18 protein-coding genes and 1 other annotated feature are annotated in these 23,581 nt (G+C 43.7%); of the genes, 10 read left to right on the top strand and 8 right to left on the bottom strand.

Annotation, left to right across the window (positions count from 1 at the left end; translation table 11 throughout):
- The first annotated feature begins 11 nt into the window (after nt 1–11).
- From TY10_RS05995 to TY10_RS05955, 9 genes are all read left to right on the top strand, one after another.
- Nucleotides 12–521 carry an ureidoglycolate lyase gene (locus TY10_RS05995; RefSeq protein WP_042161583.1) on the top strand — a complete coding sequence of 170 codons (510 nt, stop codon included), beginning with the start codon at nt 12–14 and terminating at the stop codon, nt 519–521.
- 91 nt (nt 522–612) lie between these two features.
- Nucleotides 613–1,923: an ArgE/DapE family deacylase gene (locus TY10_RS05990; RefSeq protein WP_042161581.1), complete on the top strand. Its 1,311-nt coding sequence runs from the start codon at nt 613–615 to the stop codon at nt 1,921–1,923.
- A gap of 60 nt (nt 1,924–1,983) precedes the next feature.
- The gene (locus TY10_RS05985) at nt 1,984–2,715 is read left to right on the top strand and encodes a glutamine amidotransferase (RefSeq protein WP_042161579.1); all 732 of its coding nucleotides are present in this window, start codon (nt 1,984–1,986) and stop codon (nt 2,713–2,715) included.
- Between the two features lie 124 nt (nt 2,716–2,839).
- Nucleotides 2,840–4,381, top strand: coding sequence for a spore germination protein (locus TY10_RS05980; RefSeq protein WP_052350391.1), 1,542 nt, complete (start codon nt 2,840–2,842; stop codon nt 4,379–4,381).
- Between the two features lie 30 nt (nt 4,382–4,411).
- Nucleotides 4,412–5,632: a Ger(x)C family spore germination protein gene (locus TY10_RS05975; protein ID WP_042161568.1), complete on the top strand. Its 1,221-nt coding sequence runs from the start codon at nt 4,412–4,414 to the stop codon at nt 5,630–5,632.
- A gap of 39 nt (nt 5,633–5,671) precedes the next feature.
- Nucleotides 5,672–6,772 carry a GerAB/ArcD/ProY family transporter gene (locus TY10_RS05970; RefSeq protein ID WP_042161566.1) on the top strand — a complete coding sequence of 367 codons (1,101 nt, stop codon included), beginning with the start codon at nt 5,672–5,674 and terminating at the stop codon, nt 6,770–6,772.
- Nucleotides 6,773–6,798: 26 nt separating this feature from the next.
- Nucleotides 6,799–7,047 (top strand): hypothetical protein, encoded by a 249-nt coding sequence (locus tag TY10_RS05965; RefSeq protein WP_042161564.1) that lies wholly within the window; start codon nt 6,799–6,801, stop codon nt 7,045–7,047.
- A gap of 86 nt (nt 7,048–7,133) precedes the next feature.
- The gene (locus TY10_RS05960) at nt 7,134–9,245 is read left to right on the top strand and encodes an AraC family transcriptional regulator (RefSeq protein ID WP_042161562.1); all 2,112 of its coding nucleotides are present in this window, start codon (nt 7,134–7,136) and stop codon (nt 9,243–9,245) included.
- 360 nt (nt 9,246–9,605) lie between these two features.
- A complete protein-coding gene (locus tag TY10_RS05955) occupies nt 9,606–10,190 on the top strand; it encodes a hypothetical protein (protein ID WP_042161560.1) in 585 nt (194 codons plus the stop codon).
- A gap of 516 nt (nt 10,191–10,706) precedes the next feature.
- On the opposite strand, the gene TY10_RS05950 is transcribed toward TY10_RS05955, so the two are convergent.
- The 3 genes from TY10_RS05950 to TY10_RS30280 form a co-directional block, all read right to left on the bottom strand.
- Nucleotides 10,707–11,696 (bottom strand): phosphotransferase, encoded by a 990-nt coding sequence (locus TY10_RS05950; RefSeq protein ID WP_042161558.1) that lies wholly within the window; start codon nt 11,694–11,696, stop codon nt 10,707–10,709.
- A 284-nt stretch (nt 11,697–11,980) separates the two neighbouring features.
- A complete protein-coding gene (locus tag TY10_RS30285; protein ID WP_052350390.1) occupies nt 11,981–13,789 on the bottom strand; it encodes a CBM96 family carbohydrate-binding protein in 1,809 nt (602 codons plus the stop codon).
- Nucleotides 13,790–13,813: 24 nt separating this feature from the next.
- A complete protein-coding gene (locus TY10_RS30280) occupies nt 13,814–16,420 on the bottom strand; it encodes a CBM96 family carbohydrate-binding protein (RefSeq protein WP_052350389.1) in 2,607 nt (868 codons plus the stop codon).
- Nucleotides 16,421–16,645: 225 nt separating this feature from the next.
- Between TY10_RS30280 and TY10_RS05935 the strand changes: the two genes are divergently transcribed.
- On the top strand, nt 16,646–17,512 hold the full coding sequence (locus TY10_RS05935; RefSeq protein ID WP_042161557.1) for a helix-turn-helix transcriptional regulator: 867 nt from the start codon (nt 16,646–16,648) through the stop codon (nt 17,510–17,512).
- Nucleotides 17,513–17,961: 449 nt separating this feature from the next.
- On the opposite strand, the gene TY10_RS05930 is transcribed toward TY10_RS05935, so the two are convergent.
- The 5 genes from TY10_RS05930 to TY10_RS05905 all read right to left on the bottom strand — a co-directional run bounded on the left by TY10_RS05930 (nt 17,962) and on the right by TY10_RS05905 (nt 23,563).
- Nucleotides 17,962–18,627 (bottom strand): hypothetical protein, encoded by a 666-nt coding sequence (locus tag TY10_RS05930; protein WP_155985720.1) that lies wholly within the window; start codon nt 18,625–18,627, stop codon nt 17,962–17,964.
- A gap of 213 nt (nt 18,628–18,840) precedes the next feature.
- Entirely contained in the window at nt 18,841–19,461 is a 621-nt protein-coding gene (locus TY10_RS05925; protein ID WP_042161553.1) for a hypothetical protein, read from the bottom strand.
- Nucleotides 19,462–19,803: 342 nt separating this feature from the next.
- Entirely contained in the window at nt 19,804–21,663 is a 1,860-nt protein-coding gene (locus TY10_RS05915) for an alanine--tRNA ligase (protein ID WP_042161550.1), read from the bottom strand.
- 112 nt (nt 21,664–21,775) lie between these two features.
- Nucleotides 21,776–22,019 (bottom strand) — a binding site (T-box leader).
- A gap of 473 nt (nt 22,020–22,492) precedes the next feature.
- Nucleotides 22,493–22,807, bottom strand: coding sequence for a hypothetical protein (locus TY10_RS05910; protein WP_042161547.1), 315 nt, complete (start codon nt 22,805–22,807; stop codon nt 22,493–22,495).
- Nucleotides 22,808–23,053: 246 nt separating this feature from the next.
- Nucleotides 23,054–23,563, bottom strand: a complete 510-nt coding sequence (locus tag TY10_RS05905; protein ID WP_042161545.1) for an NUDIX hydrolase — start codon at nt 23,561–23,563, stop codon at nt 23,054–23,056.
- Nucleotides 23,564–23,581: the final 18 nt, after the last annotated feature.

The following is a 23,581-nucleotide window of genomic DNA, read 5'->3' as shown; positions in this document are numbered from 1 at the left end:
AGGCAGCTTGAATGGAGCATATCGTGCAAATCGAAGATTTAACGGAGCAAGCCTTTGCGCCCTATGGCAAAGTGATTGACCTGCCGGCAATTGACCCCTCCAAATCCGGAGACGGGTGGGATTGCTGGAGCTATATTCAAATGCTGGACGTATCGGAGCCAATTGGTTTTGGTCTGGTTGTCACAAAGCGGCGGGAATTCGTTGTAACGGCGATGGAGCGGCATGTCAGCCGCGAGGAGCTGCTTCTTACCTTTGACCGCGAGCTCGTACAGCCGGTAGCGAAGTGCATAGATATTGAGGATCCGGATGAAAGTCCAGACACTGCCACCGTCAAGTGTTTCAGAATCAAGCCTGGACAAGCTATCGTAATCAATCGCGGCGTCTGGCATAGCCCGGCTTATCCCGCATCGGAAGATGCCCGCTATTTGTTCGGCATTGAGAAGAAGAAGGATAAATTTGGCGATGAAATGATTAATCCATGGGTAGATTTCACAGACGGTCATACCATTCGATTCGAATAAACGAGCAGGCACGCTCCTGATCCTTGTAGACCACAGCTATCATTTATTTATTCGGAATCAGGAGCATGCCGCTTAAAAAGGAGCAACAGCGATGAACCAAGAGAAGCAAGTCATGGAATGGATCGACAATCATCAAGATGAAATTATTCATTTTTTACAGCAGCTCATTCAAATTCCAAGCATTAATCCCTGGTTCTTTGACGAGCCGGCGCCATCCAAAGAAAAGGAGGTCCAAGAGTTTATTGCCAGTAAACTGCAAGGCTTAGGCGCGGACATTGAGCTTTGGGAGCCTGTTGCAGATGAGCTGAAGCAGTATGAGGGCATGGCTGGCTATTATCCGGGAAGAGACTTTACAGGCAGACCCAATCTGGCAGCGACGTTCGGCAAAGATACGGCAGGAAAGTCCTTGCTGCTATTCGGTCATATCGATGTTGTTATGGCCGGCTCGAAATGGACGATGGACCCATTCGAGGGAAAAATCGTTGACGGTAAAATGTACGGCCGCGGCACGGTCGATATGAAGGGCGGCGTCGCTGCGATGATCATGGCCGTCGAAGCGATTCTTCGCAGCGGCTTCAAGCTCAAAGGGCCTGTTGTCGTCGGCACGGTCGTCGATGAAGAAGCCGGAGGCATGGGAGCGCTAGATTTCATCCATCATGGCTACCGGGCGGATGGCTGCATTTTAACCGAACCGACCTCGCTGACAATCGCTCCGCTTTGCAGAGGGATCTTGTGGGGGAAAATCAAGATCCAAGGCCGCAGCGGACATATCGAAATGCCGCAAGCAGATTGGAAGGATGGCGGTGCGGTCGATGCGATTAAAAAAGCAAGATATATTTTGGAGAAGCTGGATCGCTTGAATGAAGAATGGGCGGCTAACAAAACACATCCTTATCTTGCGATCCCTTGTCAGGTGCATGTAGCGCAATTGAATGCCGGGGAATACCCGACTTCATTTGCCAATGAGGCTGAAATTGTGTTTAATGCACAATACTTGCCTTCCGAACGTGATGAGAAGCTTGTAGGCGGCAATGTGAAGAAGGAATTAACAGATTTCCTGCGCCAAGCAGCGGAAGCTGACCCTTGGCTTAGCGAGCATATGCCGGAAATCGAATGGCTCGTAGATGCCGATTGCGCAGAGACACCTGTATCGCATCCATTCGTACAGACTTGCGTGGAGTCGTTAAAGGGAATTGGCGAAGAAGGCAAAATTGAGGGCCTCGGCTTCCATACCGATATGGGCTGGCCTGTAAATGTAGGTATTCCGACGATCAACTTTGGTCCTGGCGATCCAAGCCTTGCTCATCATAGTGATGAATTTATTCCTTTAGACGAAGTTATTCAAGCTGTTAAAATGATTGCCAAAACGATCGTGGACTGGTGTGAAGTAGAGGAAGCTTAAAGTTTGAAAGAACTGGCCGTTTACGGCCTTGGATATATAAAACACGGAGGTGCCAAACCGATGAAAATTTTGTTTATTGGAGAGTCCTGGGTTGTGCATATGATTCATACGAAAGGCTATGACAGCTTTACTTCGACGAAGTACGAGGAGGGAGCAACGTATTTACTGTCTTGTCTGCGCGAGCAGGGAATTGACGTTACCTACATGCCTGCGCATGAAGTGCAAGTTCGCTTCCCGCAATCGCTGGAAGAGCTGAAGGCTTACGATGCGATTGTGCTGAGCGATGTGGGTGCTAATACGTTCCTGCTTCAAAATCCGACCTTCTATCAAATGCAAATCATCCCGAATGCTCTTGAGTTAATGAAGCAGTATGTCGCTGAAGGCGGCGGCCTGCTGATGGTTGGCGGCTACTTGACCTTCATGGGCATCGAAGGAAAAGCGAATTATAGAAACACAGTTTTGGCTGATGTGCTGCCTGTTGTTATGGAGGATAAAGATGATCGTGTAGAGATGCCTAGCGGTTTCTCACCAGAAGTATCTCAATCTCATCCATTGGTAAATGACTTGGGCGAATGGCCTAGGCTGCTAGGTTACAACAAGCTGTCGGCCAAGGCTGATGCAGAGGAATTGCTCAGTCATGGCGGCGATGCCATTCTGACAGTCGGAACCTATGGGCAAGGAAAGACGGCAGCGTTTGCAAGTGATTGCTCTCCGCACTGGGGGTCGCTGGAGTTCATGAATTGGGAGCATTACCCGGCATTCTGGTCTACCCTCATTAAATATTTGAAATAAAGGTCTTCATACTACTAGCGCCTGTCAGCTTCGAGCTGGCAGGCGCTTATTTGGCGTATAGTGCAAATACAAAATGATCATACTATTCGAAACTACAGTTACCCAAATAAAGGAATGAATCCGTGTGGTGCAAAAAATACAGCTGGAACATCATTACGATTATATTCTAAGCAGCGATGTAAGCGAGGACCTGGCTCACTTCAAAACTATATTTGATAACTGTATCGATATTAAATTTCGTGAATTTGTTATTCACGGCGCCAGGAAAGGCGCGCTTGTATTTCTAAGCGGCTTGGTCAATATCCAGACGATTGATTTCGAGATTATGAAGCCTTTGGTCGAATCGGATGAACGTTTATTTCAGGACTCCGGCTCCGGATTCAATGACGATAGTATGAAGCATTTAATTGAGAATAGACTTCTATTTTCTTCGCAGCTGAGCTGGTTCGACGAGTTCTCGGATGTTGTCGAGCATATTTTATCGGGCAATGTCGCCTTCCTCATAGATGGGTTGAAACAGGTATTGATCATTAATGCAAAGCATTGGGATAAACGAGCTGTTGATGAACCAGCAACCGAAGCGGTCATACGCGGACCACGCGAAGGCTTCCAAGAAACCATCAGCACGAATATTAGTCTGATTCGCAGAAGGCTCAAAACACCGCAGCTCAAGATGGAAGATATGATTGCAGGCAGGCTTTCCAATACTCAAATCGTCATTACTTACTTGGATGGGATCGTCGACAAGAAATTAGTAGATGAAGTGAAGAAAAGAATCGGGAAAATCAAAATTGATGCCATTCTGGAAAGCGGCTATGTCGAAGAGTTAATCGAGGACAATTCCTTTTCTTTGTTTCCGCAAGTATTAATTACCGAGCGGCCGGATCGGGTAGTGGGCAATTTATTAGAAGGCAAAGTCGGAATTATTATCGATAATACACCTTTTGTTATTATTGTTCCCGGAACTTTTTTCCAACTGCTGCAGTCCCCTGAAGACTATTATCAAAGGTATTTTATTGCTTCTGCGATTCGAATGCTGCGTTTCTTTGCCGTCCTTTTTTCACTGCTCTTGCCTTCGCTATATATTGCTTTAACGACCTATCATCAGGAAATGATTCCCACCATGCTCTTGATCAGTATTGCGGCCTCTCGCGAAACCGTCCCATTTCCTGCTTTTATTGAAGCTCTTGTAATGGAAATTGCGTTCGAAAGCTTAAGGGAGGCAGGGGTACGCCTGCCGCGTCCCGTCGGTCAAGCTGTCAGTATCGTTGGCGGTTTAGTTATCGGCCAGGCTGCTGTAGAAGCCGGAATTGTGTCATCGCCGCTTGTCATCGTCGTCTCGATGACGGGGATTGCCTCCTTTATTTTCCCAAGCTTCCAGCTCGGACTCGCTTTCCGCTTGCTTCGGTTTCCGATGATGGTTGCTGCTGCTACCTTTGGGCTTTATGGCATCTTAATGATGCTGTTGCTGCTGCTCATTCATATGCTGCGTCTTCATTCCTTCGGTGTGCCTTATTTGACGCCAATGGCTCCGCTGCGTATTAGCGGGCTTAAAGATGTCATTATTCGTGCTAACTGGCCAAAACAGTCGTCACACGCAGAAGAACTGAAATCTCAACGATACCATAATCCGTTTAAGCGCCTTCGACAGAGACAAAACAGATAATGTGGTTTGCGTCAGAAAAGGAAGGTTTTGATGAGAAAACAATTAACCATTTTCCTTAGTCTCTCTGTATTCATGTACATGATTACGGGCTGCTGGAGCCGTATAGAATTAAATGATATTGCGATCGTTACAGCTGCTTCTCTGGACCTCGTGGATGATCAAAAAATCCAGTTAGGTGTACAAGTGATGAAGACGAAAATGACGAAAGGCACGGCCGGGAAAGGGGATTCCAGCGAAGATACGACGTTAATCTTCTCTGAACAAGGGGACTCGGTTATGGACGCATACCGGAAAATTCAGAAAAAAATACCGCGAAATCTTATTTTCTCGCATAATCGGATCGTAATCATTGGTGAAAAGCTGGCACGTTCGGGAATAACGCCGATTATCGAATTTTTCTCCAGATACCGGGATGTTCGGGGAAATAGTTATTTATTGACTACGAAAGGCAAAGCGTATGATCTGTTAAACGTGGGTCCTAACTTTGAAAAATTTTCGGCAGAAGAAATTAGAGAAGAGCAAAAAGCAAGGGTTATAGATAGCGCAACGATCAGAGACTTTGCCTTTCGTCTGCTGGAGTTAGGGATCGAACCGATTACGTCCCAGCTTCAAATCATTCCCGCTGGCGAGAAGGCTACAGAACCGTCTTCATCTGAAAAGAAAAACAAAAATAATGAACTTGCCTTGGCTCTAGTTGGTGTTGCTGTGTATCGCAAGGATCGTCTGGTTGGATGGATGAATGCCCAAGAGGCGGAGACGTTACTATGGCTGCGCAATAAAATGAAAGACTCTGTCATTACCGTTATGATTCCTGAGGAAAACAAGCTGTTCGGTAAATTAAGTGTTCAATTGATGAAATCGAAAGCAACCATTAAATCCAAAATCGAAAATGACCAGGTACAGTTTCAAGTTCATTTAGAAATGACCGGTGATTTATTTGAAAATACGACGAAATTAAGTACAAATAGCAGTAATAATTTACACACGGTTCAACGACTGTTTGAAGATGAGGTCGAAAAGCGGGTACGGTTAACGATTCAAAAATCTAAAAAAAAATTCAAAACTGACATTATCGGGTTTGGAAGTAAAGTGCATCGGCAAAACAATAAAGTATGGAACGAAAAATACGCAGACCGATGGGATGAAGAGTTTTCCAATATTAAAGTAAATGTTACGACGAAATTCACGATTATCGGGACAGGCCGTATTAACGATTCGTTAATCTGGGAAGAAAAAGAGATGAAAAAATAGTCAGCAAAAATTTGAACAAAGAACAGGGATCGTGATACTATGGAAATCATTTCTCGTCACCAACTGCTCACGATATCCATTATTTATCAGATCGGGACAACCATTATATTTGGTTTTGCTGCAGGGGCTGGGAGAGACTCGTGGCTTGCTGTTCTGATTTCTACCTTTTTTGGCACAGCTGTCGTCTGGATCTATACGAGGATTACGCATTTCAATCCAGGGCTGACTTATATCGAATGCTATCCGGCACAGTTCGGCAAGGTGCTGGGTACTCCGATCGCTTGGATGCACCCGCTGTTGTTCTTGTATATCTCGGGAAGGATTGTCGCAGATATTAAAAACCTGGTGCCGACAACCATATTGCCCGGCACGCCTCCTTGGGTCATTCTGCTATTCTTTATGCTGGTCATCTCCTATGGTCTTTATTCTGGAATAGAGGTCATGGGCAAGCTGACCGAAATCATTCTACCCATTATTCTGTTAATCTATCTGCTGGAAGTCATACTGATCTTCAGTTCCGGGGTCGTACACTTCGACAACTTAGCTCCATTGCTGGATAAGGGGTGGGGGCGCATATGGGAAGTCGTGTGGCCGCTTGGCATTATTCAATCCTTTGGCGAGTCGCTTGCGCTGGCATTAGTCTGGACGTCAATGAACGAGCGAAAATCAGTAGGAAGGACGATGATTATTTCATCGTTGTTTGCCGGTGTATTCATCTCATTCACGGATGCCTTGGCTGTTTCTGTATTCGGAGAGGAGATTTTCAAACGGGCTACCTATCCGATGTATGCCTTAATACAAGCTATATCCGTAAGTGATTTTATTACGCAGCTGGATGCTACAGGCGTCATCTATTTTTGCTTCATGGCTTTTTTGAAAACCTATATTTATCTATTTGCCACAATTCGTAGTCTCCAGAAGCTTACCTATTCGAAAAGCAGCCGTATTTACATATTCCCGGTCGTGATTATCGCTCTATTCCTGGGGCTGACGATGGCGCCTAATGTTGTTGAACATATAGCTGTGGTCCAGAAAGTGATCCCGTATAACCCGATCTACTTATCTTTAATGTTCGTATTTCCGATTTTATTGTTTGTGGTGTCGTGGATTCGCAATAAAATAAGCACAGCAACTAGTTAAGTGTGAGGGAGATGGGAGGAGCCGATATGCGCGATTATATTTGGCCGTGGCAATCCAATGTGATGCTGAAGCATCCGTGGGCGCTGCCTATCTTATTTCTAATCCTGTCTGTGATCTTGTCATTTGTTACGTGGTCCAGGAGCAAGCATGCGCCCCAGGGTCAGGGACAAGAACAGCAGCAACAGCCGCATGATATGCAGCAAGAACAGCGGGAAGGAAATTCACAGGAAAGTATGGATACATCCGAGAATGAAGAATTAAAAACGATGCTATGATGTCACAGCGGCGAGTGACCGCCGCTTTTTGATTGACAGTGAGAATTGTTATCGATTACTATGGGTCTTGACAGGCAGTTTGTGTGATGAGTGGAAGCACGTTGCTGGATGCAGACCGGAATACAGTAAATCGCACTTACCGTTGCGATGACGATATGAGAGTGGAACTTATGAATTTGGATGAGCATATTCAGTCATGGAACAACGTTTCCATTAAAGTGCTAGACGTTCGCCATTCACGGATGACAAATGGCGAGGAATTGCGTGGCTATCTTCTTCCTGCCAGCAGCTTCTTGTTTTCGGTCCGGGGCAGGGCACGTATTTTGTTAAACGAAACGGAATATCTATCCGAGGGCTTTCATGTACTGCATGGCGGAAAGGGGCTCTCCATCGATATCTTCCTGACAGGTGATGAATTCGAGTACTATATTGTTTTCTACAGAGCGGTTTTGCCTATGCCTTGCCGTCAGGAAATTGTAAGTATGATAGAACGAAATCGTCCGTTTCATATTGAATACGGTTTTGCTCCGCAGCACTCGATTTCTTTATTGCACAAGGTTAGAGAGATGGAGCAGGGATGGAGGCAGCAAGCCTCACTGGGACACTTTCATACCAAAGCATCGTTTTATCAATTTGTATATCAATTGCTCTGTCAGTTAGAGGGCCAAGGTATCCAGACGCAAAAACCGGAGATTGTTTCCCAAGCCGTAAGATATATTCACGAATATTATTCGAATCCTATTACCCTTGAATCGCTAGCAGAAGGCCTGAACTACAGCTCATCTCATTTGTCGATTCAATTTAAAAATAAAATAGGCGTCGGTCCGATCGGATACCTGATACAAGTGCGAATTGCCGCAGCGGCTGACCTATTGCTTAGCACAGAGGCAGCCTTGCATGAGATTGCTGCCAGCATCGGTTATGCAGATGTTAACTACTTTAACCGTCTTTTCAAAAAAGAAAAGGGCATCTCACCAGGGAAATACCGATCCGCAGCTAAAAGCGATAGGGCTATAAAGGATCGTCCTATTATTTCTAAAAGATTGTCCATAGTCTCTCAAAGAAATAGACGATATATTGATAACGATAATCGTTATCTACAATTGAGAGAAGGGGATTTAGTTATGCATAAGAAAGTAAAGTCATCTACGATTGCAATTTTACTCATGTGCTTCACGTTGTTCATGGGGGCTTGCTCGAGCGGTGTATCCAACACGAATACAAATGGAAATATAGCAACCGACCGGCCAGCTCAAACTCAATCTAATGGAGCTGCCGGCAATAAAACCAATAACGAGACGGATACAAGTCCAGTAACGGGAACACAAGCGAAAACCAAAATCATAAAAAATGTTCTCGGTGATGTCGAAATTCCGGTTGAGCCTAAACATATTGTTACTATCGGACTGGAGGATATGCTCTTATCACTGGATGCGCCTTTAGTACAGGCAGGCGGTATAGAAGGCGGTTATTTGTATGATAGGCTTATGGAAAAAAAGATTCCTGTCACGAGTTCTGCAGATACCCCTAATTATGAAGCCATATTAGCTGCAGAACCGGATCTGATCATTGTTATTAATGGAATTGTGGATCAAGCTGGATACGAACAGTTAGCTAAAATTGCACCTACGATTGCCTATGACCGTGATGATTGGAAAACTTCTATCGTCGAAATAGGAAAAGCGCTCAATCGGGAAGATAAAGCGAATGAAATTATCCAGACGTATGATAATAAACTAAAAGCAGCCCGGGAGAAGATCGAACAAACGGTTGGATCGAATAACACGGTTGCATTGGTTCGCACTATAGACAAAGAGGTCGATTTATTCTTTCCAACTTTCCCTTATAGCGGTATCTTATATAATGATTTGGGATTAACCGCGTCATCAAGCGTTGCTGATTTTCAGAAGAAGGCTGACGAAGATTGGGGCATAACATTGTCCTTAGAGAAGCTTCCGGAAATAGAGTCGGATTATCTGTTTGTTACTGCTGGTTATTCCGGTTCCTCGGAAAGCGATTTTCAGAAAGAGCTGGACAATGTGAAGGCTGTGGAAAAGCTTCAGTTATGGAAATCGATACCTGCTGTGAAGCAAAATCATGTCTACAAAGTATCGGCAAGGCACTGGATGCTGAACGGCCCGATTTCTGACAGTTTGAAGATCGATGATGTATTGAAGGCTTTGACTGGAGAGAAGTAAGAACAGAAGTTATTTCTGGGTGAAGGTAACAGCACCAAGGTACGATTAGTTTTTAATTAATCGAACCTTGGTGCTGATTTTGAATTTATACAAATATTATAATAAAAACGTATTTATGTTTATTTACCTGTAATGATATAATGATTCCCGTTGGAGTTTAAAGAGATAATGCTATTTCGAATACCAAGAATGCGTTGATACAGTGGACTTTTCAGATCCAAATCCAGGAGATTTTCAATCTCATAACTCTACTTTAGTACATGACAGTGGATGGATTAACTCCACTAATAGTACCTATGCAAGTACCTTTCCAAGTACTGGCCCGAATATTTTCCGATGGAAGGATGGAACCGAAGTAGTATGGTAGAATTTACAGTAGAAGTATTAAGTCCAGAAAAAGTTATGAAATTCATTCATGGAGAAATGGGGATTTGCATTCCATTAAACTACAATGAAGCTTATTATGAGGATAGAGTAGATCATAAGCTTCAAGAGCAAATTATTAAGTTCTTTGATGAAAAGATACCTAAAATTGAAGTGATTTCAGAAAGTCAATCAACAGCGGGAACATGGTCTAGCCAGCCTTGGATAGAGGTAATTAACTCATTAAAGGGCCTAAATGAATGTTTTATTTCAGGTTGGAATTTGACTGAAGAAAACCTTGATAGATTGATACCTTCATTGTACGAGGGGGATATTATTCGCAGAAAGGATAATGTTAATATTCCAGTTCTGATTGAATGGAATAATTCACTGTTGAAACATAATTCGTATAAGAGGCCATCTATATTGGATTTATGGGATTATGGCACATCGGGATATATTGTGAAATCACAATATAAAATGGATTTTATCGAAATTGTTAATGCAGAATCCACTATAAGTTTTGATGAAATCAGTAGATTTTTTAGTTTTCTAGAATGCATTTTTTCGGGTGAAGGGTGAACTTGATGCACTTTGGGTTCTGAAGCTTGGAGTTCTACGTTAAAAATGCAGTCGAAAGTAATCATGAGAAGGAACGTCAATGGGCTGAGTTTAATAGTTACATTAAACCAACCCATGAATATTATTCATTACATTTTCACAAAACTCGTATTTTATACATATGTCTATACGAGAGTCGTTGGCAGCTTCGTCCTGGTGCTTAATTGCTTAATTGAACTAACGTTTCCCTAGTTTTAGCAACCAACAGACTACAACTTCATTTCGATATACCCCGGCCTCACCGAGAAAATCTTTTCTGGTCAATCCTTTTTCTCCAAGCAATATCCGATAATTCGTAATCGTACCATCATGTGAAATCATGAATATTTTTTTATAGCTTTCCCCGATCCAATCTAATAACCTCCCATAAGAGCTATTAAATCTAGTTTGCTTCTTATGAAAGGTTTTAGACTGACTTTTTTAAACTAGCGTTCTCCGCTAGCTGAACGAGTCATTTTATACATGTCGCATGGTGGTCTACACCGATGTTAAATTTTGTAGTATTTTTCCTTTTATAGAATGATAATAAACGATACGATGAATTGTGTTGTGGACTTCGCTGATTCCCATTTTTCTTTCTTCCTCATCTGTACATTCAATCATCAAAGCCCTTTTTATATTATATTCAAGCCACTCAAGCCAACCAAAGCCGCTGCCGTACAGCGTTTCCCAATCAACCTGAACATCCCCATACTCTTCGTGATAGGATACGATAAACGCCTTTAATAGATCAAAATTTATGCTGCAAGAATCATTGCCCGACCAATTTAAAGCCAGTGTAAACATATCCCAAAATGGATTTCCATAATCAAGACATTCTAAATCAATAATTAAAGGATTTCCATTCACCCACAAAATATTTTTGCAGTCCATATCGCCGTTGGATATACAGGTGACAGTCGGTATCTTTTTTAGTGCCCTATTAAATTCTTCTTGGCAAGCGTACAAGATTTCTCTATAACTATTTAACTTCTCTGCGATTTCTGGACACTCTGTAGTTGCCGTCGCAATATATGTGCCCCAATCAATACTAATTTCATCTCTGACAAAGGGTTTCTCAATCTGCTCAATTTTGTGAATTTTAGCCAAGAGTTCACCGACTATTTTACAATGCTCCTCTTTTATTTCATCCCCAGGGAGCGCGCTCCCTTCAACCCACGGAAAGACGTAGTAATATTGATTTTCGATACACTGCATTTTGCGGCCATTTATCTCCATTGCCGGAACAATAGGCATTTTGTTTTCTTGCAATAATCGTTCTAAACGCTCTGCCTTTTGATAATTCTGGAATGCACTCGGCCTTTTCATAATAACGGGGTTTAATAGCTTTAATGCATATTTTCCTGTAGTGGTCTCTAAACAATACATTTTGTGCATAAAACCACCAGAAACCCTTTGTGGTTGTAGTACGAAAGAGCCTAAATTTAAATCAGTTAATATTTTGTGAAAAATAACGCTATGTTCCAATTGACGTACACCGCCTAACATAAAATTTCAGTTACTTATATATTACCTAACATTAGAGAAAACTGGAAGTTAATAAACTCATATAATTAAACTGCCCGTTAGCGTAACACGGCTGCCGATCCAAGCCGGTAGCCGTGCTTATTCATTTAATGACTCAGGTGCAGACTATTTTCACGCAACCGTGGCATCAGTTCCTATCGTACTCGTATATGCAATTAAACTCCCCTTGCAGCATACAGGCGAATGCAATACCTGTCGCTGCAAGGGGAGCATTTTTAAACGAATTAATATACCGAATATTTTCCTTTGTACAGATTTGATGATCCGTCGGTGCGGGTATTTCCATTTACAATTGCCGAACCGTTAACGGCATTAACGATATAACCTACGCCGTCGAGATGGACGTTGTTGCCCTTGAAGTCATTGTTCGTACCGGTCGGAAAACCCGTTCCATGCGTACGGTTCTGGAAAGCGTCAACGACAAAGCTATTGCCGTTTCGGCTGCCGCTGTTGTAATAAATTTTGGAATTGACGCCCTTCACATCGATAAAGCTGTCTGCCGAGTTGGCACCGCTGATGCCAGTGCCATTAAATGTGCAGTATTCCACGATTGTGCCGTCAGCGCCTTCTTTGATATCAATGTGTTCGGCTGTGATTCCTGGTCCAAAGTCGGTGCTGCGAAAAATGTTGCCAATAACCGTATGCTCATAAGCTGCACTCGCATCCGAGCCGACATAAGCTCCTTCGCCATAACCAGCCTGATAGTTGCCAGTATCATGAATTGAGGACAACTCCAACGTATTGTACGAACTGCCGTCGCGGAAATGCACGCCTTCGTCACCGACATTGTGCACCTCCACTCCGCTGATCCGATTGTAGTTGCCGTTATCGATCATAATCCCCTTCTGTGCTCTCGTAACGACCAGATCGCGAATCTCCCAATAATCGCCTGTCAGATGAATTCCATAAGAACCGTCGTTCACCGCTGGCCCTTGCAGCACTGGCGGATTATTCGCATCACAGCCGCGCAGCACAATAGGATTAACTGCTGTGCCGCTATTGCCAGAATAGAACACTCCGGTCGGCACGCCGTTTGCGTCCAGCCGCGGATCGCCGCCCGTTGCGCGAACGCCGTTATAAGTGCCCGGTGCAATGAGAATGACTGTTCCCGGCGTTGCATTCAGCATCGCCGTTTGGATCGATGCCGCTGTGTTCAATGCGGTGGAACAGTTAGCTGCGCCGCTGCCAGCCAACGTGGTGACTGTTACCGTATTTCCCGCCGCTGAATGATTCCCTGCAGCATCCTTTGCTTTCACATAATAGCTATAAGAGGAGAGCGCCGCCAGCCCCGTATCGCTGGCCGAATTCGTCGTCACTGATTTCAAATAGAAGCCGCCGCGGTAAATATCATAACCGGTTACGCCAACATTATCGGTGGAAGCCGACCAGCTCAAATTAATCTGGCTCGATGAGGCAGCAGTTCCCGTCAGTCCCGCAGGTGCTGACGGCGGAGTCGTGTCGCTGCCCGTACCCACGCCAGAGGCGTCGATTACCAACTGCGGTTTGTTGCTTGCGTTCTCATTACTCGCAATTTCTGTATATTTGCCCGCTGTCTCAGCCAGTACGAAAGAAGCGATGCCGTCTCCCGCAGCTTGCGCCTGAATATATGCGGTCACATCCAGCTCGATGTACTGGAATGTGTTGGTCAGCGGTTTAGAATCGATCAGGATGCCCGTTGATGGCTTGTTGTTCCAAGTAATCGCAGCTTGATTCCAGCCATCCGTTGTTTCGGAAGCTGTCATGGTCGAGATGGCGGAAGCTTTGGAATAGACGCGCAGCTTAGCGCTGGCAATACCAGAGTAGCCGGTTACATTAAACTTCAGGAAAGCAAGCCGCTGCGCGCTGCTGTCTGACTTCACGAACATCGAGGTTGCCGATCCGTAATTGGTTGAAGCGCTGCTCTGATAAACGTAAGTGTCATCTGCCGGATTAATCGTTGTTACGGCTCCAAACACAGCCACAAGCGGCACGCTCATCAACATTAAGCTCATACACAACATTGCAGCAATTGTTCTGATCGATCTCATCAACATGGTTAGTTCCTCCTTCTCCATCTCTTAATACGTAATGACTAACTGCGGTTGATTCGTATTACTCTCACTTGTATTCAGCGTAGTGTATTTGCCCGACGATTCTCCGAGAATAAACGATACAACGCCATCTCCCGTTGCCTGCGCGGCCACATAAGCCGTAACATCGATCTCGTAATAGGCTGCCGTAGCACTCATTGTCGTTGAGCCTGCAGAAGCTCCGGTCACCGGCTTGTTGTTCCAGGTAACGGCTGCTTCTGTCCATGTATCCGCTACGGCATATGCCGTTAATGTGGTGGCAGCCGAAGCATTGCCGTACACGCGCAGCTTCGCACTGGCAACTGCACCTTGAAGCACGCTGACATCAAACTTCAACAGCGAGAGCCGCGACTGTGAAGTATCCGTCTTCACATACATCGATGTGGCGCTGCCGTAGTTCTTGGTTACATTGCTCTCATGTACATAAGAATCGTCAGTTGGAGCAAGCGTAACCGTACTGCTACCCCCGCCGGTGCCTGCCGGCGTTGTCGCCGCCGCAGCAGGGCTAGCAGATGAGCGATTGCCTGCCGCGTCGACGGCTTTGACCGTATAGGAATAAGCGGTGCTCGGCGTTAGTCCCGTATCGCTGTAAGTCGTCGTTGTTGGTGCACTGATCAGTTGCGCTCCGCGATATACCTCATACCCGGTCACGCCTACATTATCCGTTGCCGCTGGCCAGCTTAGATTGATTTGCGTACTCGATACTGCCGTTGCAGTTAAGGTTGCCGGTGCCGAAGGCGGGACGGTATCCCCGCCGCGTGTGCAGCTTTGCACCGCGGTTCCTGACTCAAGCAGCGAATTGCCTGTGTACGTTAGACATGCATATACGCCTTTATTCGGAGCAGAGGTGAAATTCGTCTTCTCGTTACTGCCCCAAGTGCTGATAAACGTGCCGTCCGGCTTCTGCAGATGCGTCCATGCCAAGCCGTCCCACCCGAACTGATAGATACGGTGCGTGTCATTATATGGAGCGTAAGTAACATAAGAGCCGTTCTTAGTCTCTTGCTTCGACATCGTATTGTTGAAGAACACGTTCTGCTCGCCTGTCGCACCCGACCACTTGGTTGCATGCGGGCCAGCGCCGTACCAGATCGGATACCAGGTGCCCTCCAGTATATCTTGACCGCCTTCACCTTCCCCCCATGAGCTGTGCTCAAACGGAATTGTGATCGTGTTCTTCTCAATGAGATTACGACGCTCCCAACCGCCATGCAGGTTCATGTCGGCTGTTAGTATATTGTTCTGGACTACATTGCCTGTTGCCGACCATTGCAGTGTCAGATGGCGTACCCGATCAATGGTGTTGCCGATAATTTTACTGTCATACAGCTTGGAGCCGCGCACATAACCATGACCGCCTTTTCCTTTATTCCACGAGCCAAAAATGATATTGTCGCGAATCTCCATGTTTTTGGCGAATTCCGTTACGATTGGATGAGAGCCCGTCATGTGTGTACGAATATTCTTCACCCAACCGTCTTGCGACCATTTGAATAAGATGCCGTGAACTGCATATTCCAGCGCCTCGTTCTTATATTTAAGCCCGACGCCGCCTGGATTCGTAACCGGATCATAATCATTGGCATTTACAGTTGAAGCGTAAGGAGTGTAGGAAATATCTTGCGTGAAGTAAAAATCCTCGAAGCCAACCCCTTTAACGGCCGTCACCTTCATCACTTTGCTGTAATAGGTCGAGTTCGATCCGCCAGGATCAGCCGGAAGCAATCCCCCGTTGCTAAACGGTACATCAAACTCCAGCGGTTTATCGATCGTTAGCGTATCGCCGCTGACGCTGACAACTTTGAACATCTGCGTCCGCATGTGGCCGTTATAGCGGTATTCCTGAGGGCCTTGCATTTCGTTGTAAAATTCTACTGTATTCGCAGCGCCTACATAGATCGTGTCGCCAACGGCAAAAGTACTGCCCTTGCCGGATGCCACTTTCACCTGCGTGCTACCCTTCGTACCTCCTCCGCTTGAAGCGACTCGCTGTCCGCTTAGCCAATGGAAATTAATGCTGCCCTCATATGTCGTATCGCTAGTATGCTTTGTCCGATCCTCCACCCTGAACGCCGCATAGCCTGGCCAGAGCTTGCCATCAATCAGCGGCGCACCCGGATTGGCTGGATCTTCGCTGTAGGTTGCCGTAGGCTTGAATACGATTTTAGTGCCAGTCGTTGGACTATTGCCTGCACCCCGAATCGTCACATAGCTGGCATCAACGCGGATCTGCTTGTTTAGATCTATTTGGCCAACAGGCAGCTTCAGAATCGCCCGATTCGTATCACTTACGTTTTGTCCGTTCACTTTAAGCGTTCCGCTGCGAATATCATCTATCACCTGCTGCAGCGCATTAGAGTCGTCAATGCCGTCATTCGCTTGAATTCCTTTTGTTGTCAAATCAATGATTGTGCCGCCGGTCGGCAGCGCCTGCCCGCCCTTATATCCAGCTGTCGACCAATTCGGCAGCGACGCGTGGACGGCGGCAACTGCTGGAACTGGCGATAAACTCGCCGAAGCAAGCACAATAAGTGCGGCAGTACCGGCGGCGGTCCATTTTTTCAACCTGTCTGTTACAGAGAAAACCTCTAACATTTCAACTCCTCCTTTGTTTGTGGGTTTTGACCAACGGAACCGACTTAACTCATCAATGACTCAGCAGCACCTCAATATTTCAGAAATATTCTCCAAGCACATCGAGCATAGCATAATATAAGCGCTTTAATTTTCACGCAATTGCTTGAAAATGTTATTTTATTGCTGTATTTTAAACATTGTATGAAAGTGCTTTCATAAAACCAGACAAAGCGGGGGATCGGCATGAAGCTTAGCACAACTGTCGATGTTAGGAAGGAGCCGTTTCATCTGAATTACTGCAGGACAAGCAATCAGCAAAACTGGGAGGTATTCCACGCCCACCAGAGCATGGAACTATTGTATGTCCACGAAGGGGAAGGAAATGCCTATATCCACGGAAAAGTGTTTCCAATCCAGCCGGGTACGCTGCTCTTGTTCCAGCCCTTCCAGCTGCATCGGCTGGAGATGAACAGACTGTACGTGCGCACCGTTCTCATGTTTGATCCTTATCCCGTTGATACCGCACTAGTGGGGTTCCCGGCGTTGCAGCATTTCTTCAAAGGGCTATGGAAATCCAAGTTGGCAAACCCTGTCCTTTATTTCTTGCCGACAAACAATGAGCTGTTGGTGTTATATGAACGTCTTCATCAGCGCCTGCAGCACGTGCCCTCGCATAAGATACAAGAAGAGTACATGCTGTTTCTACTGTCGGCGTTGCAACTGCTCCGCCTCAGCGAACAGCAGCTTGGTCTCACTAAGCAAACAGCGCCGGAACAGGAAACCTTCCAAACGATCAAGCGTGTTCTCAACTGGGTCGATACGAACTATCGCGACAAGTTTGTGCTAGAGAAGCTGGCCGATGACTTGCATCTTTCCTCCTACTATTTGTCCCATAGTTTCAGCGATAAAACAGGCAGCAGCCTGACGCAATATATTAGCTCGCGCCGGATTAAGGAAGCTTGCCTGCTGCTCGAAACTACGACCAAAAGCGTCGGCGCAATTGCCGACGAGGTTGGTTTCCAGCAGGTATCGTACTTCTGCCGTGTGTTCAAAGGCATGTTAGGTGTCACACCGAAACGCTATCGCACCGCAGCTTGGGACAAACGCTAAATTCAGCGGCCCGAACACAAAAAAGAGGCATTCAAACCCCGTTCGAATGCCTCTCTCTGTCCCTGCCTATTTTATCTTTTCAGATAGGTTTATGATCCTAACTTTGCCCGCCAATTGTCTACAACCTAAAAATGACTTTCCGTACATTGCTTGCACGAGAATATGTATTCGTCTTTTATGAAACACTAATATTTCTTTTTCTTAATTTCTTAATCGACAACCGTTCAAAAACCATTTCGAAAACAATACGTTTGGAATAATAACTACCATCTGGGTTTTCAACAGATAGTAGATGGGCGTGCTGCCCGATTCTATAGTATTTAAAAACCACATGGTGTTACACTCCATGTGGCTATAAAATGTTTTCAATCTTGTAGCGCAGACCGTTGGGTGAATATTCAAATGAGAATGTTATACCACTATCAGACTGGGTGTTAGTGCAAGTAGGATTATTCCTCAATACTTACTCTCCTAATACATTCATCGTAATCTGGACTTTTTAATACAATCATCCTAATTTTATCCCCTGCTAGAAGTTTAATTTGTACTGTTCCTTCATTTAAAACGGTAGAATCCTTAGTCCTCCTGCCATTTTTAGTTTCAAAATGATCAAAAAATTGCTTCCTCTGGTAAGCATAATCAACATGGTCTACGGAAAATTTGATTGTATATATCCCCACTTCATCGACCGTTTCCACCTCGACCGCATCCACTTTGACTGCATATTGTTCGGTTGCACTTTTTCGCAATCCGACTGTGTCGCCTAGATGATATGTCTGATTTCGCTGTTCCATAGTTAAATTTGCAATTTTGACTAAGTCTGAATACTTTTCCTCATTGATATAGTATTCACCCTTATATTTAACAATAAAACCTCTGTTGTCGAACCCCGTTTGATATATCGTGATATTGTCAGCATCCAAAAATGCAATTTGGCTTTCCCACGGCATGTAACGCAGAGAGCCGTTAGTATCATCGATGGCTTCTTTTAATGAAATAAATCCAGAAGGGACCGCCTTTGAAACCACTTTGGCATTGTTACTTTCACAGGCGGTTAAACAAATTGATACTAATACGATAATTCCCATCCATAAACAAGAATGTTTGTTGCACATAGCACCCCTCCTTGTCGCAATCACGCTACTCCAAACGGGAACAATATTTTAAGAGCGATTTACATGGAGCGGTGGCATGAGAAGCACCCTACCTATTCGTTCTTTCGTAGGGGTTCATATCGAACTTACCGGTAGCCTCTTCTACTTATCTTATGAAACTAACGTTCTCCCGTTAGAGTAACCCGATACCCATTAACTCGATATTGGTTACGGTTATACGCCGCGCTCAAGCAGATTTACTACTTCCTCTCGCTTAAGTGACATTTTTTTCATCATTGACTCAATCAGTTCTTCCGTGAAAACCAACTTCACATTCCCCCGAAAACGAGCTATATCTTCCGAATAGGCTTGCAGCGCCTCCTCCCTGTTGGTGGGTTCAATAAATGAAATATGATCAGCCTCTAGATCAAGATAATCGCGGCTAACTTCCCTGACACATGATTCTATGACCGCCTCATTAATACCCTCACTCGGATACCATACTTCAAATGAACGAGGATACATGCCATGCTCATTACGCGGCAACTTCTCATAAGGCAATTCATAAAGATCCTCGTCTCCTGGACTATCATAATAGTAATGATAGCAGACCTTATCTCCGTCAAGGAAAACTTGTATTTTCTGAACGAAGTCCGCCTCATCAGGATCATCCTTTAGCTCCTCAACCGCGTTTCGAAAGTAATTTTTCGTGCAGACACAAATTGCAATCAGCTTATTCCTCTGCTTGTTATCTTTATGCAGCACTATATCTTCCCAGCCTGTTAGAGGTTCCATGCCATAGACGCCCCACCAGAAATTATATGAACTTGTTTCTACGTAAATAGTTGTTGTCACAAGCTTAAACTCCTTCCGTTACGAGCAGTGAAATAAAATAAAGAAACTCCTAGCTTAAAGACTTTTTCAGTGATACAAATGCAGCAACAATAATACTCACAGCGCCTACATTAATGTGATTGCAATTAGAGCGATACAAAGTGTCATCAGGTGTATGCACCTCATGAATTGTATTATTAAACTTAAAAATTTCAATAAGCAACACAATAATCAAACAAGCAAACAATGTTGTTAATAAGTCATACATCCGAGTTGCTTTTTATTTGAATACTGCGGTACCGCCAACGATAAGACCAAGCGATGGCAATCCTAAAACATCAGCTATTGTTCCGAGTACTGGAATTATTTATTAATTACTCCTTTAATCCTTCTAACTCCAGCAGCAGAAGATTGTTCTTTTTTTATACTGAACGTTCCTAAGTTTGTTGTATCTTCTACATGAGGTCCTCCACATACTTCTCGACTCCAAACTTTCCCTTCATTATCTTTGATCGTATACACCTTAACGATATCCGGATATTTATCCCAAAAATTCCCTTCGACATTACTTTCTTTCGCTTCAATTTTAGGCAGCTCTGAAATATAGGTAACTGCTTTTGATGAAATCGCATCATTCACATACTTTTCCACCTCAGCTATTTGCTCTGGCGTAAGTTTTTCATCATGGTTGAAGTCAAACCGTAATCGTTCTGAAGTAATATTACTTCCTTGTTGATGAACATGATCACCTAAAACTTCCCTTAACCCAGCAAGTAATAAATGAGATACCGTGTGCAGCGCTGTTGTTTCTGATGAATGTTCAGCTAATCCGCCTTTAAATTTACCCGCAGAAGCAGTTCTGCTCTTGTCAGCATGTTTCTTGGCCGCCTCTATATAAGACGCCTTGTCCTCAATGCTATATCCACTTTCAGTTAGAAACTCTTCCGTCAACTCCAAGGGAAACCCATATGTTTCGTAAAAATAAAAGGCATCTGCACCTGTAACTCTCCCCTTATTCTTAAGATGCTTTTGTATTTCAAATTCACCTTGCTGTAAAGTTCTATAGAAAAGATTTTCTTCCTTATTTACTATTTCGATAACTTTCTTTTTGTTACCGATCAAATCTTCATAAGCTGTTGCTTCATCTATATAAACTTCAGACAACTCACCCACAAAACTTCCTTGTATACCAATTTTTTTACCTGCACGAATCGCCCTTCTTAATAACCTTCTTGTTATATACCCTGCATCACTATTAGCTGGCTCAGCACCATCATTAATTAGAAAAGTAGCCGCTCTCACATGATCGAGTATGATTCTAAACGACTTTAAATCGTCAGTATATTGTTTACCACTTAACTCCATCAATTTTTTCTTGGGATTAAAGAAGAAAGCCGTATTATAAATATCCTTGTCACCATTAAGGGCTGTTGCAACCCTTTCTAATCCGCCTCCATAATCAATATTGGGATTTTTCATTTTTACAAATCCTGTGTCTTCTTTTTTGTAACACATAAATACGTTGTTCCCAATTTCTAAAAACCTCTCGCTTACAGAAGCAGGATGATCCAGAGCATCACCGCCTGGTTCAAGGTCATAGAACATTTCACTATCAGGCCCACCCGGTTCACCAACAGGCATATCCAATGGACTCCCGGCTCGACTCCACCAATTTTCTTTTTCATCGTATAAAAATATTCTTCCACCTCTAGATGCCCCATATTGATAGGGATCATCTTCAATAATAGGTTCTATACCAACTGATTTAAATTTTTCTGACCAGATTTGAATGGCTTCCGTATCTTTCTGTATATTCAAATCATCACTTCCTACAAAAGCACTGATATACAGCCTGCCAGGATCAATTCCTAATTCGATAATATGCCAATTCCAAATAGCATCGATTTGCTTTTTCTTATAGTTATTTTCATTTGCTTTAAACTCCCATCGACCTATCATTTCAAAAAATGTCAGATGCGACGTATCTCCTACTTCGTCAATATCCACTGTCCTTAAACACTTCTGAATATTAGCAATATCATTACCTATCGGATGCTTTTCCCCCAATAAATAGGGAACCATAGGTTGCATTCCGCTTCCTGTAAATAACGTTGAGGGATCATTTTCTGGTAACAAGCTAGAAGAGGGCACTTGGCTAGCCCCTATTCCTTTCATAAAATCAATATATGATTTTCTTAACTCATCTGGTGTCATTTTCACCATGCTCAATACCTCCATTTTAATCATTATTTATTATTGAAAAATTTTAATTTTTCAAATATTCAAACGATAAGAAATAAAACAAAAAAGCCCTAAGCTGACGTATTTCTTGTCAACTTAGGGCGAACTATTATGTCCGTGTTACCACCTAATTTCAGATTTCTCTGCACTCTATCAATACGGGATATCTCCGATATTGTTTCCTGAATAACGGTGGAACTCCGTTGAAGCCTACTAAGATTCCTCTGTTCGGTTCACAGCTCCGAGACTGCTTCACTATTAGATCAATGAAGATTCGCACCAACCATCTTCTCTCTGTGAGATCCCTAATAGCTACTATTTCTCATCATAGCCTTTTCGTTTTAAGTTAAAGCAATGCTACCACACTCAACTTGCTCCGTCAATTAACATTTTTGTTAAATTCTTAAAAGGACAGAAATTAGTTAATCTGCCCTTTTCTTTGAAGGTTATTGCTTGTAAAAGAGATAGGGTTCATTCATTGATAAACTTCTCAAATTCACTTTTCAACCAATGCTGATTTGTTATTGATTCAGAAGGAATAGGTATCCACCAAAACACAATTCGTAAATATACAGAAGGGTTTAAGAAGCGAATGGTAAAACCTCAACCTTCTAAACCAAAGCTTCCAGACGACAGTACCTAACAAAGTTTGTTTAACCAATACTTGTTTTTTTTGGTTCCTGAGTGAGATATATAACGTGCTCCTTAAATGATTTCCTGCCCGTTAACTTAATAAATCGGTATTGCTGGAGATTCACGGGACTGTATAGATGTTCTTGTCGTCCGACAATAGTTTAACCGATTAAAGACATTATTCTAACTCATCTAAACCTAAGTTCGTAATTAAGATGTCTCCATCTTGGATCTTAGCTAAAGCATTTTTAATCTTATAGTCCCAGCCACTGTTTATGGCATGTTGAATTAATTTTGCACAAACCATCGGTCGACAAAGATTGGTTTCCCAGTTGGCCTTCCAAGGGAACATTATTGAAAAACACGACGTTTTCGTATTGGACGGGTATATTTTAAAACTAATAAATTCCCTTTCAGGTCTTTCGTCAATTACGCAAAGAAACTCGTAATTATTGAATATTATCTTCTTTACTTCCTTTGCAAAAAGCTTCAATTGCTCAGGTCTCCTCGCGTAAAAACAATCATTCATTATTAGTTCAACATCTAAATGCTTTAAACAAAATCACATCATTTTTCTTATTGTTCGCTTTAATGTAACCCAATTCAAGCAAATCATCGATTACTAAATGATTTTCTCTATACCCAGTCAGTTCCTGAAAATTCGTAATTGCTACATTTACGGAGTCTGGGCTAGCATTCCAAGATTGCAAATCCCAATGGTGAACTAATCTTCTCTAATCTAATTTGTTTCAACAACTGGCAAGACATGTACACGGTGTTTTAAATAGAAAATGATGGCCGCACAGTCGATGTTAATAAACTGTAATGGATCATTGTGTATCCGTTCTACCAATTCGTCTATGGTGACCCAGCGGGGGTTATGTGTATGATCGCCTTCTTTGAGTAGTTCACCCTCCGCCCTGCAAACAAAGTAGTAACCGACCGAATCGATTCCGCCTTTAATCGTCTGGTATGCGGCAAATGGCCGAACACATTCGACAACAAAATTCGGATTGATCCCTTCTGTGTCGATACGTATATCTTCGCCTTCAATCCAAGTGACATCTAGACCGGTTTCTTCTTTCACTTCACGGCGCAGCGCGTTTGTCAAGGACTCGAACTTCTCTACTTGGCCTCCCGGCAACTCCAGCTCTTTCGGCTGATTTGGCTTAATACGTGTCTGAACTATAATTTCGGTTTTCCCATTGTGTTCACGCTCTACGATGGCACGGGCATTGACATAAAACAATTACACTCACTCCCTTAC

Origin of the sequence: Paenibacillus gorillae (assembly GCF_000513275.1) — a bacterium.
Taxonomy (GTDB): domain Bacteria; phylum Bacillota; class Bacilli; order Paenibacillales; family Paenibacillaceae; genus Pristimantibacillus; species Pristimantibacillus gorillae.
Note: the sequence above shows the minus strand (reverse complement) of the source record. Positions and strands in the feature narration are given on the sequence as shown.

Excerpts from the sequence above, each read along its gene's own strand:
- TY10_RS05995 (WP_042161583.1), top strand. The coding sequence starts at position 12 with ATGGAGCATATCGTGCAAATCGAAGATTTAACGGAGCAAGCCTTTGCG.
- TY10_RS05990 (WP_042161581.1), top strand. The coding sequence starts at position 613 with ATGAACCAAGAGAAGCAAGTCATGGAATGGATCGACAATCATCAAGAT.
- TY10_RS05985 (WP_042161579.1), top strand. The coding sequence starts at position 1,984 with ATGAAAATTTTGTTTATTGGAGAGTCCTGGGTTGTGCATATGATTCAT.
- TY10_RS05975 (WP_042161568.1), top strand. The coding sequence starts at position 4,412 with ATGAGAAAACAATTAACCATTTTCCTTAGTCTCTCTGTATTCATGTAC.
- TY10_RS05970 (WP_042161566.1), top strand. The coding sequence starts at position 5,672 with ATGGAAATCATTTCTCGTCACCAACTGCTCACGATATCCATTATTTAT.
- TY10_RS05965 (WP_042161564.1), top strand. The coding sequence starts at position 6,799 with ATGCGCGATTATATTTGGCCGTGGCAATCCAATGTGATGCTGAAGCAT.
- TY10_RS05960 (WP_042161562.1), top strand. The coding sequence starts at position 7,134 with ATGAGTGGAAGCACGTTGCTGGATGCAGACCGGAATACAGTAAATCGC.
- TY10_RS05955 (WP_042161560.1), top strand. The coding sequence starts at position 9,606 with ATGGTAGAATTTACAGTAGAAGTATTAAGTCCAGAAAAAGTTATGAAA.
- TY10_RS30285 (WP_052350390.1), bottom strand. The coding sequence starts at position 13,789 with ATGTTGATGAGATCGATCAGAACAATTGCTGCAATGTTGTGTATGAGC.
- TY10_RS30280 (WP_052350389.1), bottom strand. The coding sequence starts at position 16,420 with ATGTTAGAGGTTTTCTCTGTAACAGACAGGTTGAAAAAATGGACCGCC.
- TY10_RS05935 (WP_042161557.1), top strand. The coding sequence starts at position 16,646 with ATGAAGCTTAGCACAACTGTCGATGTTAGGAAGGAGCCGTTTCATCTG.
- TY10_RS05930 (WP_155985720.1), bottom strand. The coding sequence starts at position 18,627 with ATGTGCAACAAACATTCTTGTTTATGGATGGGAATTATCGTATTAGTA.
- TY10_RS05915 (WP_042161550.1), bottom strand. The coding sequence starts at position 21,663 with ATGGTGAAAATGACACCAGATGAGTTAAGAAAATCATATATTGATTTT.